The 17,311-nt window shown below is 50.9% G+C and carries 14 protein-coding genes; 11 read left to right on the forward strand and 3 right to left on the reverse strand.

The genetic code is table 11. The features are described from left to right. Positions 1–6: 6 nt before the first annotated feature. Positions 7–2,298 (reverse strand): pre-peptidase C-terminal domain-containing protein, encoded by a 2,292-nt coding sequence (locus tag ACO0LI_RS28145; RefSeq protein ID WP_422954089.1) that lies wholly within the window; start codon positions 2,296–2,298, stop codon positions 7–9. Between the two features lie 1,138 nt (positions 2,299–3,436). On the opposite strand from ACO0LI_RS28145, the gene ACO0LI_RS28150 reads away from it, so the two are divergent. The 6 genes from ACO0LI_RS28150 to ACO0LI_RS28175 all read left to right on the forward strand — a co-directional run bounded on the left by ACO0LI_RS28150 (position 3,437) and on the right by ACO0LI_RS28175 (position 7,894). Next, positions 3,437–3,943: a DUF4240 domain-containing protein gene (locus tag ACO0LI_RS28150; RefSeq protein ID WP_423036913.1), complete on the forward strand. Its 507-nt coding sequence runs from the start codon at positions 3,437–3,439 to the stop codon at positions 3,941–3,943. Positions 3,944–3,970: 27 nt separating this feature from the next. After that, complete coding sequence (locus tag ACO0LI_RS28155; RefSeq protein WP_423036915.1) at positions 3,971–4,321, forward strand: hypothetical protein; 351 nt, start codon at positions 3,971–3,973, stop codon at positions 4,319–4,321. A gap of 196 nt (positions 4,322–4,517) precedes the next feature. Further along, on the forward strand, positions 4,518–5,057 hold the full coding sequence (locus ACO0LI_RS28160; RefSeq protein ID WP_423036917.1) for an SMI1/KNR4 family protein: 540 nt from the start codon (positions 4,518–4,520) through the stop codon (positions 5,055–5,057). 230 nt (positions 5,058–5,287) lie between these two features. Then, positions 5,288–5,800, forward strand: a complete 513-nt coding sequence (locus tag ACO0LI_RS28165; RefSeq protein ID WP_423036919.1) for a DUF2247 family protein — start codon at positions 5,288–5,290, stop codon at positions 5,798–5,800. 243 nt (positions 5,801–6,043) lie between these two features. Next, positions 6,044–7,426 carry a hypothetical protein gene (locus ACO0LI_RS28170; RefSeq protein WP_423036921.1) on the forward strand — a complete coding sequence of 461 codons (1,383 nt, stop codon included), beginning with the start codon at positions 6,044–6,046 and terminating at the stop codon, positions 7,424–7,426. Positions 7,427–7,630: 204 nt separating this feature from the next. Next, a complete protein-coding gene (locus ACO0LI_RS28175; RefSeq protein WP_423036923.1) occupies positions 7,631–7,894 on the forward strand; it encodes a hypothetical protein in 264 nt (87 codons plus the stop codon). Here ACO0LI_RS28175 and ACO0LI_RS28180 read toward each other — a convergent pair. Next, positions 7,881–8,105, reverse strand: coding sequence for a hypothetical protein (locus ACO0LI_RS28180; RefSeq protein ID WP_423036925.1), 225 nt, complete (start codon positions 8,103–8,105; stop codon positions 7,881–7,883). The genes ACO0LI_RS28175 and ACO0LI_RS28180 overlap by 14 nt on opposite strands. Positions 8,106–8,295: 190 nt before the next feature. Here ACO0LI_RS28180 and ACO0LI_RS28185 point away from each other — a divergent pair, with 190 nt between their 5' ends. The 3 genes from ACO0LI_RS28185 (at position 8,296) to ACO0LI_RS28195 (ending at position 14,665) form a co-directional block, all read left to right on the forward strand. After that, the gene (locus ACO0LI_RS28185; protein WP_423036927.1) at positions 8,296–8,622 is read left to right on the forward strand and encodes a hypothetical protein; all 327 of its coding nucleotides are present in this window, start codon (positions 8,296–8,298) and stop codon (positions 8,620–8,622) included. 272 nt (positions 8,623–8,894) lie between these two features. Continuing rightward, on the forward strand, positions 8,895–9,836 hold the full coding sequence (locus ACO0LI_RS28190) for a hypothetical protein (protein WP_423036929.1): 942 nt from the start codon (positions 8,895–8,897) through the stop codon (positions 9,834–9,836). Between the two features lie 590 nt (positions 9,837–10,426). After that, on the forward strand, positions 10,427–14,665 hold the full coding sequence (locus tag ACO0LI_RS28195; protein ID WP_423036931.1) for a hypothetical protein: 4,239 nt from the start codon (positions 10,427–10,429) through the stop codon (positions 14,663–14,665). A 302-nt stretch (positions 14,666–14,967) separates the two neighbouring features. Here ACO0LI_RS28195 and ACO0LI_RS28200 read toward each other — a convergent pair whose 3' ends face one another. Next, on the reverse strand, positions 14,968–15,183 hold the full coding sequence (locus ACO0LI_RS28200) for a hypothetical protein (protein WP_423036933.1): 216 nt from the start codon (positions 15,181–15,183) through the stop codon (positions 14,968–14,970). Between the two features lie 136 nt (positions 15,184–15,319). Between ACO0LI_RS28200 and ACO0LI_RS28205 the strand changes: the two genes are divergently transcribed. Both ACO0LI_RS28205 and ACO0LI_RS28210 read left to right on the forward strand, forming a co-directional pair. Beyond that, positions 15,320–16,216, forward strand: coding sequence for a LysR family transcriptional regulator (locus tag ACO0LI_RS28205; protein WP_423036935.1), 897 nt, complete (start codon positions 15,320–15,322; stop codon positions 16,214–16,216). 378 nt (positions 16,217–16,594) lie between these two features. Further along, positions 16,595–17,185, forward strand: a complete 591-nt coding sequence (locus ACO0LI_RS28210) for an ester cyclase (RefSeq protein ID WP_423036937.1) — start codon at positions 16,595–16,597, stop codon at positions 17,183–17,185. The last annotated feature ends 126 nt before the right edge of the window (positions 17,186–17,311 follow it).

A 17,311-nucleotide genomic window follows, 5' to 3' on the forward strand; every position in this document is an offset into this window, starting at 1 on the left:
GCTTTCTTAGTCTGTTGCTACCAGGCTCAGGCCGCTGATTGCGCTATAGGCCTTGACCAGAACATAGTAAGTGCCGCCTGCTGGTGAATTGATGGTGATGCTTTCGTTGTTGCTGGCACCATCAGATTTTTGCAGGTAAGACGAGGTCGTTGGTGCAGAGCCCAGTTTGACATACAGGTCAGCGTCGCCAGAGCCACCGCTGGTTTTGAATGTCACTGTTGGGCGGCCCGCAGGTACCACGAAGGTATAGACCGATGATGCGCCAGAGGCCAGGCTGATGCCTGTGACTGGTACGCCATTGTTCAATACATTACCTGGTGTGCCGGTCTGGTAAGTTGCCACCAGGTTGACACCGTTGGATGTCGTATAACCGTTCAACAGGACATAGTAAGTGCCTGCTGTTGGTGATGCGATAGTCACGGTTTCAGTACTGGTAGAACCATCAGATTTTTGCAGGTAGGTCGTGGTGGTTGGAGCAGAACCCACTTGTACATACAGATCAGCGTCGCCTGTGCCACCTGTGGTTTTGAAGCTCAGGTTGGTCGCACCGGCTGGCACTGCAAAGGTGTAGACCAGGTTGGCACCGGTTGCCACGTTGATGCCTGTGATCGGTACATCCTTGACCAGTACATTTGGTGGTGGCGGTGTAGAACCCATGGCGGCGGCAAAGTTAGCCATGTTCAGGCTACCAAAACCACTGGCATAATCCCAGCCTGCCTTGGCGGTATAACCACCATTGCTGCCAGTTGTCACGTCGTGGAACATGCCCGGTGTGCTGGCTGCTTTTTGATAGATCGCAGCAGCGGGGAAGGGCAGGCTGTTATTGTTCATCGACTGTACACGAGCCCAAAAGCCGGTGAAGATAGGTGCCGCCAGGCTGGTACCACCGATCTGCTGGTTGGAACCATTGACAATCACCAAAGCACCACTGGCAGGGTCAGCATTGAACGAGATGTCTGGCGTGCCGCGTTTGGTTGCAGAACCCAGAACGCCGGAACTGATTTGCCAGCTAGGTGCTGCTTCTGTCAGGGATGGCCCGCCACCAGCGCCACCGCTTGCAGATGCCTGGCAATTTGCCGCCGTGGTGCAAGACCATACCGATTCAGATACCCAGGTTGTGCCAGAAGTATTGAGCAAGGTACCACCAACCGAGATCACATAAGGTGAAGCCGATGGATAGCTTTGCGAAGTACCTGGGCCACCGCATTCATACGCACCAGAGTCGCCGGACGAGACTGCAAAAGTCTGGCCCTGTGCCACCGCTGTCTGGAATATCTGGTCATTACTGGCCGTGATACCACCATTTTGCGCATCGTTTTCACACATACCCAAAGACACGTTGATGACCTTGGCCACGTTGTCACTGACCGCGCGGTTATAGGCTGCCGTGATGTCAGTCAGGTTCAGTGTGTTGGCTGTGTAGAGCACCATCTTTTTGATCGTGCCGCCTGCAGTTGCCAGCGCATCTTGCGTATCCATATTCCATTCACCGATACCGGAAGTGTCAGTGCTGGGTGAACCTATCGTCACGGTTTCCACATTCGCAGTCGGGTAACCTGCTTTGCTTGTGAACGTGTTCAAGTCCTTGATGGTTTGTGTCATGCTGCCTTGCGTGATAATGCCGATGGTGGCATTCACAGCGCTGGGTAAACCATTGGCGTTATAGATCGCCGAAAACTCGGTAGGGTTATGCCCGGTGCTTGCCAGTGTATTGGCATTGGGCCTGACCAGGTGAGTGCGGTAGGTGTGCACGTTTTGCAGACCATGCACAGCCAGCACGATGTCAGACAGCGATTGCGGGATCTGTGCATCTGTCGTGTTGGCATGCACAGTACGGCCATCGATGCTAAAGGTTTGCAGGTCAGTGTTGAACGCCGTTTTTACCGTTGCTGCCGCACCATCTGCAGTTACCAGCAAGCGGTTGTCAGACACCGTGACGTTGACGAAACCGCTGGCCTTCAGGTAATTCACGACGGATTGCACCTGGGCTGTGGTCGGTGCAAAGCGGCTCATGAATTCGGCATTCGAAATCGTCTTCACGTTTTTGCCGTTCAGGATGCCAGTGGTAATGGCATCGAGGTCAGCCTTGTTACGCAGCTTGAGTGCAACCGATATTTGAGTTGGTGTGCCTGCCTGCATCAGTGTTGCCACTGACTTGGATGACACCGTTGTTGGTATCCTGGTTGCTTTGGTCGCTGTTGGCGCCCATTGCTCTGCAGAAGCCTGTGCCGTGTTGAACAGCATGGCAACAGCCATGGAAACACCAGTGAGTAGTTGTAGATTACTGCTGATACGCATTACTTCTCTCCTTGTTTTTTTGATACGAAGTATGTGACCGATGCTTGTTGGCGGCGTCGGTCTTTCCAGGTACTCACCCCAGTTCTTCCCAAAACAGGGGTGGATGCACAGACAAAAGCGGTGTATCCGCACCGCTTTTACCCTACATCCAGAGACATCCAGGCAAGCTGCGCGAGGCCCGCCCTTGGTCCCATATTGCCATGCAGGTAATTGATCATTTTCCCCGCACAACAATTCTTTCAGGCAATAGTAAGACCACTTGCGCTTGGCAAAAGCCGCGCAAGACGATATTCACTGCCGAATTTTTTATAGGCACTGGAAGTATTCAATACCAGTTTGCCATTTTGTAACAGAGCCAAATTATTGACATTCTTTAACAATATGTCAAAAGCAATAAGTGTTTATGTATAGACAAATTTTTTTAATCATTTACCTTGAAATTTATGAAAACTTATTTTCATAGAGGAAAAGATATACTTTCATTACTGAAAAGGAATGTGTGAGCAGTAGAAAGTGGTTGTGAAATTGCAACAGAACCGTCGCAAAAAGCGCATATGCATCCCCATTTCCTGTGCTGGTTTGCGCATTTTTTGGCGTCGTTTATGTAAAAAAAGCAGGCAAAAATGGATGTTGTGATACAGCTTTTTAACGGATTGCTTTTTGCGTGAATCACATCAACTAAACAGACGCAGAATTAGAATTTCGCCTCTAAATTGGCGGGTGGGTGATGTACTCGGTGCGGTGGCTTGAGCAGCGTTTGCGGGTAAAAACAAAGACAGCATGCAAGTGTGTGGTCGTGCTTTTTTTAATGTGCCATTTCCGGTTTTGATAAATCGCCCGCATGCCAAAAATCTTGCTGACTTTATCAAGGCAGCGGAAATATCAAGTTGGTCTTTGAATGACTTTGGCAAGCACTTGCAACTTGAAACCGTAACGTAGCCGTAACGGGAGGTGCCGTGCAATGCGCCGCATAGGATTTTCTAATCATCGGAAAAATATCCGTGCCGTGAACCACGTACACATGGTGCCATCTAGATGATTGCGCGATAATGCCCCTCAAGTGGGAATCGATGCTGGTGTTTATCGCACTGCATGCTGACATCCCTATTAAATCACCCATCATGCAAACAGATTACCTATGGAAAACACGACATTCTGGACACTGATAGACGCATCACGCCTTGCCGCCAAAGACGATGCAGAACAACAAATTGACACCCTGGAAGCAGCCGTGTCTGCACTGGCACCAGACGACATCGTCGCTTTCGACCGCATCTTCAGCGAATACCATAACCGGGCCTACGACTGGGGCTTGTGGGGCGCGGCCTACCTGATAGGCGGCGGCTGCTCAGATGATGGGTTCATGGACTTCCGGGACTGGCTGATATCCAGAGGCGAAAAGGTTTATGAGGCAGCCCTGCTGGATCCCGAATCTCTGGCCGACGTCGTCAGGGACGAAGATGGTGATTGCCAGGTGGAGGGTTTCCAGTATATCGCTCGTCAGGTCTGGCAAGAAAAGACAGGAAAGACCAGCAAGGACTTCCCAAAACATGCTATCGCATACCATGCTGACCCCACTGGAACCGACTGGGACGAAGACGATCTGGAGACACTATTCCCTAAACTCTGCGAGAAGTTTTTTTGAAACTGACCTGACATTCAAAGAGGCTGCTTGGTAAAACCGCTCAGCCTCGTTTGGCTTCACATAAAATATCTGATAAAAATAATGGCCAATTTTTTTAAATCATGGCGCGGCTGGTCCCGGGTGTTTGGCATGATGTCCTTGTTACCCATATTTTTTGGAATTTACCAATACTGGCAATTTTCTGTCTGGGCGCGTGAGCAAAGCAAGAATGGTGAATTCGTTTGCGGTACAGGTATTGCCATGCTGTTTACAGTTTGTGCAATAGGCTTCATTTTTTTTGCGCTGTGCGCAATCATCTGCGGTATCGTCGCGCGTGTTCGGCTGTCATCGCGGCTTTCAGCGGTGCACGATATGGCAGACAAAGACCTGAACGAATAGGTACAAGTCTTGCGTTGCCTTGTTTGTCGATGATCTCTGCGGCATGAGCAGTAGAGGCAAAAAGGCATTCGCATCATTGAGCGGGTACAAGAAGTAACGGTATCATGTGAAAGCCGACAATTTATTTTTATTGAAACGGTGATGTGCATGTTAATTTGGGTTCAAACATCGCGTTCATTATTGTGGAAAAAGGCTTATGACGATGATAGGTGTAGAGCTTTCTGATCTTGTGACTTTGTATGAGTATGGACTTCTACAGGAAGGCGACACTGATTTTGTAAAATCACCTCCAAAGTCTTCGTCGCTAGCCAAAATTCAAAAGGAGATTGGCTGCAATTTGCCTGCCGACTTCATTGCATTTGCGAGCTTATGTGATGCTTATACGACTTACTTTGCCTTGCTTGGCGATGATGAGAGTTTGCTGGGTGTTTTATATGAACCGCATATCATTTTTCTGCATAAAACTTTCCCTGGTGAATACGTCTATTTAAGTCAGTCAAAATATCATCGGGAACTGGTCTTTGAAAGGAGCAATCCCGAAGGGCCAATTTTTAATATTCAGGATGATTTTGGTCATCCGGCTAAAATTGAAGTTGCAGCTTCTTTCCGGCATTTTCTGGAAGACTTCGTTCTTTCGCTTGCGCTGGGTAATCAAAACTTTGATATCGGTAGAAAGAATGCGCGGAAACTTGCAGAGCGGGAGAAATTTGTCATGCGTATTTTGGAGAAATATTGATCATTGATATAGGTAAGTCGCCTATACCTTGACCATTTATTTTATGACGATATGCTCACCGCGCATAGAGCCAAATATCATGTCCAGCGTAACAAAAATACTTAACAGGATGCTTAGCGTATCGCTGTGATACGCCGCAAGAACGTGCTGTATTAAAAAACACTTTTTTCAATAAATGGATAGGTAAGTGAAGAATGAATTGCCTGAGATCGACAGCCGCTTTTGAGTCAATGCGTAAGCTTGATATTGTGGACTGGGGTGTCATACTTCTGGGGCTTGATGATATCGCTGGCATAGAAGGACGATTGTATGCCTCGGATATCGCAAACTTCGCAGCTCATGAACTGATGAGTATCTCGTCTGGGGAAGACTTGTTCGACGTAGTCGCATGCCTGGCACTAGATAGTGAGATAAGCACTATAGTATTACGTGAGCAAGTAGAAAAAATTTGTAATACCAAAGCGCTCAATCTGGATTTATCAAAACGCAAATGGCGTCTGGTTGCAATGGAATATCTGCTTGCGCAACTTTCTACTGAGTCGGTTTATGGGCTGATAGAGTTGTCTGGATTTTGGGCTGCACATGAATGGTCATCAGACGCGCCACCCTCCATGCTTGGGAAGCGTAATGATATTTCATCCGAAAGATATCACTCAAAAGCGCATTTTGAGCATGTCATTGAAGAACATCAACAATGGCTGCAGAAAGAGCGAACTTGTCTCATCCCGCGTAACTACGATTAACCCAGCATAATAATGCGCATGGTACGCAGGCTCTTTATACAGTCTGATCCAAAAAAGAGGCATGAACGTAATTGGGATGCGAAGACTAAGTGTATTGAAAATGCTGATGTAATATGTGTGCGATATGTACGATTACGCTGCGCTGATACGCAGGGGATAGCGGGCATTGCCGCAAGCTGTTCATGATTCATCAATGCAAAACGCAAAGTATTCTGTTTCGCATTTTTTTAGAAAAATCCTATCATGCGAAACAAAGAAGATATCCAGCGTAAAAAACAGGGGACGGTATTGAGCTTCGGTAAAAGATTATTGCAAACTAATTCCAGGCAAATGATCTACATGGCAGCGCTTGCCGTCCTGACTATGTGTGCTGCCGCGCCAGCTTATGCCGAAGGGGTAATGGTCGGGGCAGTATATGGAATTATTTGGATTGTTTTGGGCGTAGTTGGCATTGTTGCGCTGCTGATCCTTATTGTTATCTGGCGGACATTTGGCGCAATAGGAGTTGGAATCGTCCTGTTATGCGGAATAATATTTTTTGGGAAACGGACCAGGGACGCTCGTGAAGAAACGGAGCAAAGAGATCAGGCATATAACACTACACAAGAGAATATGGTGCAGCAGTGTTTGTCACAAGGAGAAGAAAAATTCAATATTGCGCTGACTGGCAAAGAAAAAATTTCGGTTGTAGTCGTTGGAAAAGAAAAAATCGACAGATTGCCATCCGAACTGGTACTTGATCTGAAAAAGCTGCCCGGAGATGTGAGTGTTGATCCCAGAGCACCAGACGAGTTACCCGGCCTGGATGCTATTGACGTTGTCGTGACATATACGACACCTCTGATGATAGGCTCCATACCAAAGTATCAGGTTCGCACATCGACAGTTGATATTGTAGTCAAACGCGTCATCGATGGCGTTCAAATCGCGCATAGAAAAGACCTTTCACTTCGCCGTGGTTATTGTCTGGGGCCGCAACCCAAATATGGGATGATTGATTTCTTGCGCAAAGCCTTGAACAGACCTGATTTATTTGATGAAGGGCCTAAGCAGAATTATTCATACAGAATGCCATTTCATTACATTCCTGTAGTTGCCACTTTCGGCGATCCTGCAACAGGCCGGTTTGCCGAGACAGAACTTAGTCAGGGTGACCCTCGAAAAGTTCGATACGAGAAACAACGTGACTCTATCACTTCACTCACCAACTGCACTCTGGACGACATCAAGTATTCAAACTCATATGCCACCTGTCTGCCTGGCACTGCAGACGAAAACAAACTTGATCTAATGAAAGTGCACAGTATTATCAAACGTGAAGATTCCTGGCTCGCAATTCTGCCTGGGGAGCTACAAACCAGAGGCTTGCATACATTTCTTATAGAGCAGCGAGACTTTAGCGGAAAACCCATGCTTGCCTGGATCGTCAATTTCAAAGTGCCGAAAGCTTTCTCAGACATGAACACAGATTTCACTCTTGTTGATGCGAGCTTTGACCAGCAAAAGATATCCTTGAATTTGCTCTGGAAACCAAATCACAGTTTTTCAGATAACACTTACAAAAATGGTAGAGAATGGTTTGAAATGCAGTCAATCGTTCACGCAGAATTACCGGGATTGCGTTGAACCCGTGCAGCCCTCGTAGGCATGTTGTGCAGACTATATATACAGTCTGATCCAAAAAAGAAACATTGACGTCATTGGGATGCGGAGAAAAATTTCCTGGAAATGGCGATATGATGTGAACTCGATTTGTACGATTACGCCGCGCTAAACGTACCTACCATCGCAACTACCCATCGTACCCGCTGACAACCAGAAAAATTCACCATGGCAGAATCCATCATAGTCCATCTTCGTACTCAAGACCGTCAGTTAGTTACTAAGGTAGTTGATCATATGGCGAGTCCCATTGAGTATGAAAAACAGACATGGCGATACCCGTATAGAGAAGACTATACCCTGACTATTTATTTTTATGATGACATGCTCACTGAGTATGAGCCTGAAAACATAGCCAGCGTCACAGAGGCGCTCCAGGGCATGCCAGGCGTATCGCTGGCAATTGAGATGCGCAGGGTTAGTGAACTGTAACAGTGAAAATCGGAGTGCCTGCCATGTGCGCGACGATCATGCCTGCGTTGCAAATACTCGCGATAGCCCCGCTATCGCTGTGCTCATTTGTTCCACCCTTGCCTTGCCCTGATGCGCCGGGCACATGTCCTTCACTCTCGATTTCACTGTTAAAGTCCACTAGTGCCAACAAAGGTGTGAATGATGCCAGTGCATTCGCGCTGCGGCTCATTAGTATCTTGACCGGGGTTGTCGATGATAATTATTCTGCGATCTGGACGCTGCAGGAAATAGCATCCTTCGCCATCAAGAGTGATGGCGGATTTCTTGATTGCTACAGAACTATACAGTCAGGCGGGTAGTGTGTGTAGTTCGGACTTACTGCAACCAGCTATCAGAAAATTGAGGAGTGAGATCAGCTCATGAGTAACAGCCGCCGTAAAAAACCTGTCTGGGGCCAATGTGTTTGCCAAAGCGAGAAGGAAGAAAAGAAGCGCTGGCACAGCCGTTGGCGTAGCACTGAACGTGTGGCGCTCGCGAGTGCAACACCAGCAGGGCTGGACGCTCATTTGCCGGTGCTGGAGCGGCAAGTCAGCAATGTATGGAAGATGGGTAAGGACGGGCATTCCTACCATTCTGCGCGTGACATGGCCGCTGCTGCTGAGATCGGTGCCAATCAACTGGGGCGTACTCCGCAGGAGCGGGCGGCATTGAAAAAGCGTTTTTTGAAGAAGTGGATGGGTAAATAATGGCCGTGTAAAATTCTCTGTTTTGATGAAAATTCTGACGAATATATTTCAATATCGCTGGTAAATTGAATTCCATTCTTAATGTTGTGGATTTGGTATTGCATAAAAATACAGGGGCCAGCAAAATTAAGCTAGAATCACCGCCGGAGAATTTGCATGCTTTAAGCATGTTCAAGTCCTGAGCCAAGTCAGCAGTTTGTTACCTTTCCCATCGAATTACTATGCGCCTTGTTCTGAAGTTATTCCTCTCTCTTTCCCTCGCCTGTTCATTCTTGACAACCGCCCACAGTGCAGAAAACGGCAAGCCGGGTTTGCCCATGCAGCGTGCCAGTTTTGAGTATCACAGCGCGTTTTTAATGAATCTGCATCATTTTCTGCTGGATGTGTCGGTCAGAAAAAAATCATTGCAAGAGCTGCCCTGGGATAACAAACCTGGCGAGGCAGAATTCGCTATCCTGAAAGACGCCGTTGATTTTTACCAGGCTGATTATGCCAAACGCGATCCGCTGTTTGATGCGACCATGCAAGGCATCAAGCGTGGCCTGAGTGTGGATGACCAGCATCGCGACGCCAGCGGCCTGGCTATTCCGGCACCGCTCATTGCTGTGCTGAACCGGGTTGCTCCTGTGTATGCCCGCTGCATCTGGGCATCGCAGAACAAAAGCAACCAGGACTGGATCAAGCAGACCAAACAGCTGGATGCAAGCTATGGCAAGGAAATACAGGCGCGAATAGAAAAGTATATGGTGCATGCTTTTCCGGCCAAGCCCATACGCAGTGATATCGTCGTGATGACGGGTACAAGGCAGGGCGCCTATACCGATGAACAGATCGTCATGCCCAGTGGACGTCCAGATTATCAGGGCCTGGCGGCGCTGGAAATGCTGTATCACGAGGCCTCGCACACTACCGTTACTGACACCCTGGTCGCTACCATCAATGACAGGATGAAGGCTGCACATCGTGAAGGCGAATCTGACTTATGGCATGTGCTGCAATTTTATACGGTGGGTAAAGTGACCCAGGATGTACTCAAGCAGAGCGCCAATCTGGACTATCAACCTTATGCATTGAAGAATGGCCTGTATCAAAAAGCCTGGCCAGAATATCTGGATTTGATAGACCAGGTGTGGGAGCCTTATCTGGAAGGCCAGTTGAATTTCAAGGAAGCGATAACGCAGGCGGTGGATCAGATGCCGGCGGAAAAGAAATAGTGAAGTAGGGTGCGTCTCGACGCACCTTTTTGCTTTTATGAATATTGACGATCTGGTGCGTCGAGACGCACCCTACTTTACGGCATGGGATTGCTTTATCTTTTTATGACGTATTACCTGTAGGAGCGGCTTTAGCCGCGAATGGCCGATACGGCTAAGCGGTTCGCGGCTGAAGCCGCTCCTACATGACGGCTATTTCACAGCAATGGGTTGCCCTGGAATATACGCAAATCCTGGTCAGTAGGGTGCGTCTTGACGCACCATTATGTGCGTGTGCCTTGAATTTTTCCGATCGAAAAACGGTGCGTCAAGACGCACCCTACTATATGCCTCGTCGTGCATCGCTGTAGATGGTCACGCTTAAGGGCAAAGCCCCCGGCCATCACAACTTACATCCTGATACACCAGATACAAATCCTCTCACATCTATGGGTTGCTAAACCATGGATGTCTTACCTAGAATCAATGTTTGCCAAATGATCATCAGCCTGCCGCATTTATCCGGCAGGTTGCCTTGCTGATAAAGCTGTCCCCCATCCCCGCTGTCTGACTTTAAACTGTCGCTGCGCCCCGGAAAGGTAAGAATAAAAATGAAAACCAGAAAATATCTCACGCTGCTGGTGGCAGCCGTCGTGGCGACTGCGGCCAGTGCCTTCGTCGTGCTGGGTGGTGCGAATTCTGGGTTGAACGCTGGCGCAGCAGGTGGCGGAGGGACCAACGCTTCTGGCCTGAAGGCGATGATGAATGCGGTTGCGTCATCAGGTGATGCAAATTCGCTGCTGAATGTCAGCGTCGCCGGTGGCGGTACGGTGACGACTGTCGCTGGCAGCCCGGGCGCAGTGAGTTGTACCAGTGACGTGCCTGGCTACACCGGCAGTTGCAGCCAGTTGTTTGCGACGAATGCGACCGTGACTCTGCATGCGTCTGGCAGTGGCTTTGTTGGTTGGTCGGGGCCGGGTGTGGCCGCTGTCAGCACGGGTTGCAGTGGCACGGCAGACTGCACTTTTACCAAAACAGCGGATACCCAATATGTGACGGCGATTTTTTCTTCTGGTGGCGCAGTGGGATCCCTGCCGCAGCAGCTTTATACCGACATCACCTCTGGTCCCACTACTGGCGGCGAGAATAACAAGGGCATTTACCTGTCGGTCTTTGGGCAGAACTTTGGTACGACAGGGGCGGGTAGCAATGCCAAGGTGTATCTCGATAATATCGAGGTGGATAATTACCGTTCCATCGGCGCTTCACGCGGCAGGGCAGACATACAGCAGATCACGGCACAAATAGGCGCACTCGGTAGCGCGGCCAATGGCAGTGACCTGCCTGTCAAGGTGGTCATCAACGGTAATGTCGCGACAGACGCAAATCAACTGAGCTTTAAAATCAACCCCGGCAAGATCTATTTTGTCAGCCTCGATGGCAATGACAGCACCGGTCAGCCGGATGACATCAACCACCCTTACCGGCATGTGCAACTCGCCGTCAGCAATAACTCCAATGACATCAATGTCGGCTGCACGATAGCAGGCGGCTTGCAGCCAGTGGCGACTGCTGGTGTATGGGGCATCGTCTTGCCGGGTGATTTCATCGTCATGCGTGGCGGTGTCTGGACTGATGTGCATCAGGCAGGTGACAATTATTTCCTGAGGGCGCAAAACAAATCCGGCACGCCGGCAACAGGCGCCGTGCAATCTGGCCCGATCACGCTGATGGGCTTTCCGACAGAAACCACGCAACTGTCCCAGGCACTGAGCAGCAGCAAAGACAATGCCTCAGGCGGTGTGATTACTTCTGCCGACAGTGCACGCCAGGAGATAGGTTGCGGCGCCGGCATCACCGTCACCAATCTGAAGATAGAGTCAGGCCGTGGCGATGGCATGATCAGCGTGCAGGCCGGGTATGAACTCAACAAATACAAAGGTGCCAACTGGCGCGTGGTCAACAATGAGCTGACTGCCTATACCGCCGTGCACAATGTCAATGCCAAGGGCGCGGGTGTCACAGGCAGCGGCAATGGCGTGGTAGTGCTGGGTAACCATGTGCATGATGTGTATTGTGGGCCGGACGATGGCAGCAGCTTTTTGCAAAACCATGGCTTTTATTTTGATGGTACCGGTTCTTACGAGGTGGCGTATAACGAGGTCGGCAATATCTTTGGTGGCAACGGTGTGCAGAGCTACAGTTCTTCTGGCACGCCGATAGGCAATATCAATGTGCACCACAATCTGATCCACGATGTGCGCAAGCATGGCATCAACCTGGCCGATGGTACGGCGGGCAATGTCAAGGTATGGAACAACGTTGTCTATAACATCCAGTATGCGGCAGTGCGTTTTAACACCACCGACATCGCTGGCGCAAAAATATATAACAACACCTTCTACAACACCAACACTGCTGGCAACAGCAATTATGGCGCGTTGACAAATGACTGGAACTTGCCCAAAGGCGCGATGGATGTTGAAAACAATATCTTCTATGTCGCTACCGGCACGCCGTATAACTCAGGTTCGAATGGCGTGCAGGCCAGCGCAGGCACGTTTGCGCGCAACCTGTGGTTCAACGGCTCTGGCAGCCCTGGGCTAGATAGCACTGCGATCATGGCTAACCCGCTGTTTGTGCAGGCCGGTGCTGACTTCCACCTGCAAACCAACAGCGCCGCACGCGGTGCGGGTTCGATAGCGACAGCAGTGACCTCTCTGGTGACCAACGACTATGATCTCAAAACCCGCAACCCGCAGGCCATGGATGTGGGGGCCTATCAGTCAGGTGCTGCCAGCGATACCGGCTTGCCAGCGGTAAGCATCGCGCCAACCATACAGGGGACGCCGCAAGTCGGCAGCAGCTTGAGTGTAAGTACAGGCACATGGACCAATAGCCCGACGAACTATCAATACCAATTGATAGTCAATGGTGCCGATGTTGCAGGTAGTACCAGCAACAGCTTTACGCCAGCCAGCACGGATGCGGGCAAGGTCATCGCATGGCGCGTTACCGCGAGCAATGCCAAGGGCGCTGTCTCGGTCATGAGCAATTCAGTCACGGTGGCGAGTGTTGCTGTGCCCGTCAATGGTAGTTGCGGCAGTGCTGACGGCGCAAGCTTCAGCAGTGCACCGACGACGGGTTTGTGCAGCGCTGGTGTCGCGTCTTTATTGAAAGGCGCTGGCCCATGGACCTGGACTTGTGCCGGTTCCAACGGCGGCACGACGGCAAGTTGCAGCGCCAACCTCGGCAGTGTGCAGGCCCCGGTCAATTCCATAGCGCCTGCCATTTCCGGCACGCCTTTCGTCGGCAGCGCACTGGCTTGTTCAACAGGCACCTGGAGCAATGTACCAACGAGCTATGCCTATCGCTGGAAGCGCGGTGCTGCCCAGATCGCCAGTGCGACTGCCGCCAACTATATCGTCACCACGGCAGATGTAGGGCAGGCGCTGACTTGCACAGTCACCGCAAAGAATAGTGCAGGTTCTGCCAGCACTGTTTCAGATGCAGTGACTGGCCTGGTGCCAGCGCCAATCACGCCACCGCAAATTGTGCAGACTGCAGCTCCGGTGTTTGCTGATGGCTCGACCCGCCCGGTCACGATCAGCTTCCCCAATCCTGTCAAGGCTGGCAACCTGATCCTGGTTTCCATGGCATCCACGCAGGGCCACACGTATAACTTTACCCTGTCAGATAACAAGAACGCGGGCAACTACACCTGGTACCAGACCGATGCCTGCCAGAACACCTGCGCTGGCTGGTTCTACCTGGTCGCGCAAAAGGGTGGTAGCAGTTTCACCATCAGCGCAACAGGCGGCGCTGCGCAATCGCTGGTCATGTCGGCGATCGAGGTCAGTAATTTTGACCCCGCGATATTTGATGGCAAGCCAGTTACTGCTAATGGCATTGTCGGCACTGGTAACACTAGTGCCACGGCAAGTGCCAGCAAGCAGACTGCCTCGGCCAATTCACTGGTACTCAGCGTCTATGGCGGCGACCCAGATCAAGTCATCACCCCCGGCAATGCCGCAGGCGCATTCAATGCTGCTTATGCCAATACCCTGACTTACGGTACGCAAATTGCCACCGCAGCGACAACGGGTAGCACTCCGGTATCATGGAAAGTAACACAGCCCAAAGGATGGACAGGCTGGTCAGAAACGGTCATCGCCATCAAGGGCTTGCCGGGTGCCGTGCAGACCCCCGCATCTGCCGTGGTCGTGCAAACGGCTGCCCCGGCCTATGCAGATGGCGACACTAGGCCTGCGGCTATCAGTTTTGCCAACCCGGTCAAGGCAGGTAATCTGATCCTGGTGGCGATGGCCAGCAACCAGGGCAATACCTATAACTTTACCGTCACCGATAACAAGAACGCAGGCAACTACACCTGGTATAAAACCGATGCCTGCAAATCTTCTTGTGCCGGGTGGTTCTATGCAGTTGCAAAAACCGGCGGCACTTCGTTCACCATCAATGCCAATGGCGGCGCAGCGCAAGGCGTGGTGATGGCAGCTTATGAGATATCAAATTTCGCCCCGACGATATTTGATGGTAACCCTGTCACCGCCAGCAATATCAGCACCTCAGCCAGCGCCACCAAAACTACGCTGCAATCGAACTCTTTGGTATTTGGTGTCTATGGCGGCGATTATGCGCAAAGCATAGTCCCCACTTACGGCATGGGCGCGCTCAGCTATGCCAATCCCAATACCCTGACCTTTGGCACGCAACATGCACCGGTGACGGCTTTGGGATCATCCGCCATGGCATGGAGTGTCGCGCAACCAAATGGCTGGCTGGGCTGGGCAGTGACGGCGATTGCGATCAAGAGTGCGGTGAGTCCGTAGGCCTCATAGATCATCGTGCCGTTGATGTAGCGTTCAAAACGGCGTTCAAAGCCCCATCGACACGTTGATGGGGCTTTTTTGTAGGGTGCGTCTCGACGCACCGTTATGTACGTGCACATTGAAATTTTTGACCGAAAAGTGGTGCGTCAAGACGCACCCTACTTCACTGGGCAGTGACGGCGATTGCGATCAAGAGTGCGGTGAGTCTCTAAGCTGCATAGATCATCGTGCCGTTGATCTAGCTTTCAAAACGGTATTCAAAGCCCCATCGACTCGTTGATGGGGCTTTTTTGTCGGCTGCCTTACAACGCAGCCTGCGAGGATGTTGTGGGTGCGATGCAGGCAAGCAGTTTTTGCAGATAAGTATCCAGCACCGGCTTCACAGGCACCTTCAACCAAAATTCAAGTACCAGCACCGCCAGCCCAAAAACCGATATCGCCAGTTGCCTGGGGCGTAAGGCGATTGCGCACTCTGCGTGACTGGAAAATAGCTGGGTTAAATGGGTAGCGATATTCATGGTATGGGCTCTTTCATCAATGCTGCATTAGTATTAACTGGCGCAGTTTTACTGCAATAGACGTCAGTGTGCGGTATTGCCAGCTAAATGAAAATTGCCTAGAATCGCATGGTCGCTATAAATAAATGTATATGCCATGAATACTGAGCCGAACTGGGAGTGGTACCGCACCTTCTTGATGGTCATCGATACCGGTTCGCTGTCGGCTGCAGGGCGGGCGATGGGCATGACGCAGCCTACTGTTGGACGCCATATAGACAGCCTGGAGAAAGCGCTGGATTTAAAACTGTTCACGCGCACGTTTGATGGCTTCGCACCAACGGAGGCCGCCCTGGAACTCAGGCCCTATGCGGCCGATGTTGCCGCCACTGCTGCGGCACTTCGCAGGGTTGCCAGCAGCCATGGCACAGGTGTGCGTGGCACGGTGCGGGTAACTGCCAGTGAAGTCACCTGTGTCGAAGTGCTGCCGCCTGTTTTGACGGCACTGCGGCGGCAACACCCTGAATTGATGATAGAGCTGGTATTATCGAACCGTGTCGATGATCTCTTGCACAGAGAGGCAGACATCGCCGTGCGCATGGTCAACCCAGAGCAAGATGCCTTGATCGCCAAACGTGCCGGTGCAATTGAAATTGGGTTTTTTGCCCACGAAAGTTACCTGGCTGATTTTGGCATGCCAAAAACGATGGACGAGTTATCGCGGCATACCATCATTGGTTTTGACCAGGAAAATGCCTTCCTGCGTAAACTGAGGTCAAAATTCCCCACGCTTGAACCTTCGTCATTTGCCTTGCGCACCGACAGTGACCTGGCGCAGTTGGCGGCAATTCGCGCAGGCTATGGCATAGGGGTTTGCCATTCTGCGCTGGCTGCCAGGGACAAAGACCTGGTCCGCGTTTTGAAAACACAGTTCTCGGTCAACCTTGATATATGGGTCGCCATGCACGAAGACCTGCGCGACAGCCCGCGTTGTGCGGTGACATTTGCTGCGCTCACGGCGGGTTTGAAGGACTATGTCAAGAAGCATGCTTGATGTGCATTTCTTCATGCTTGAGGGAGTTTAAAACCGGGCACATGCCTGGCACGCCTGTTGCAAAACGTATGCAAGACCATGCAGTAAAAAATAGCTGGTCGCCGGAATAGGCTACAGCAAACTATCAATCTTCCCATTCATCTTCATTTGGCATATCCCATATGACTATGCATTAATGCATAGCCGCTAGTCGGCTTTCTGCAATTTCTTTTACCCAGGCATTCGCCCATACTTCTTCCATCGCAATACGGCTGCCGAGCGGCAAAGTCTCATCGGGGATTTTGCTAATGCAAGCAGAAGTATTTCAACAGACCGGCGATGACTGACGCAATCAACTACTAATTTTTTTATACATTGAACTCATTTCAGGAGCTTTTCATGAACACAACTAGAAAATTTACCCGCAAAGCCATACAGATGGCCGCCGCAATTGCATTGTTGGGCACGAGCCTGACTGCGGCTTTTGGCGCGACCGCTGAGACAAAGGCATCTGCCCCTGTCGCAATCACACCAACGCACCAAACCCGCGTGACCACAGCACATCAGGCACTGACTAATCAATGGATATCACTGTGGAATGGCGACCTGGATTTGGCCAAATCCATTATTGCCCCCGATTTTGCCTTGCATGCCACGCTGCTGGATGGTCGCCCCGACACCGCGATCAGTGGCCCCGCCGGGCTGGCAGCCTGGGTTGCGCAAAGCCACGCGCTGTTCAAAAACCTGCGCTTCACGGTACAAGTCGGCCCCATTGTCGATGGCAATTTTGCAGTGTTGCGCTGGGAGGCCACGGGCAACTATGGTGGTGGCATACCCGGCACAGGTGCAGCCGTAGGGACACCGCTGAAATTCACAGGCACAGACATACTCCGCATCGAAGGCGGTAAAGTAAAAGACTATTGGCTGCACGCCGATACGGCAAGCCTGTTGACGCAGTTAAAGTTTGGGCAGGCAGCGGCCGCGAATTAATGCGTTGTAGTCGTAGGTGCGATTAGCGCAGCGTAATCGTACGCATGTGATCCATGTGATGATGCTGCCAGCTGATCGTCATTATCATCATTGATCGGCTGGCGACTTACAATCCAAACCTGACTG

Source organism: Undibacterium sp. Tian12W, from assembly GCF_049339405.1.
GTDB lineage: Bacteria > Pseudomonadota > Gammaproteobacteria > Burkholderiales > Burkholderiaceae_D > Undibacterium.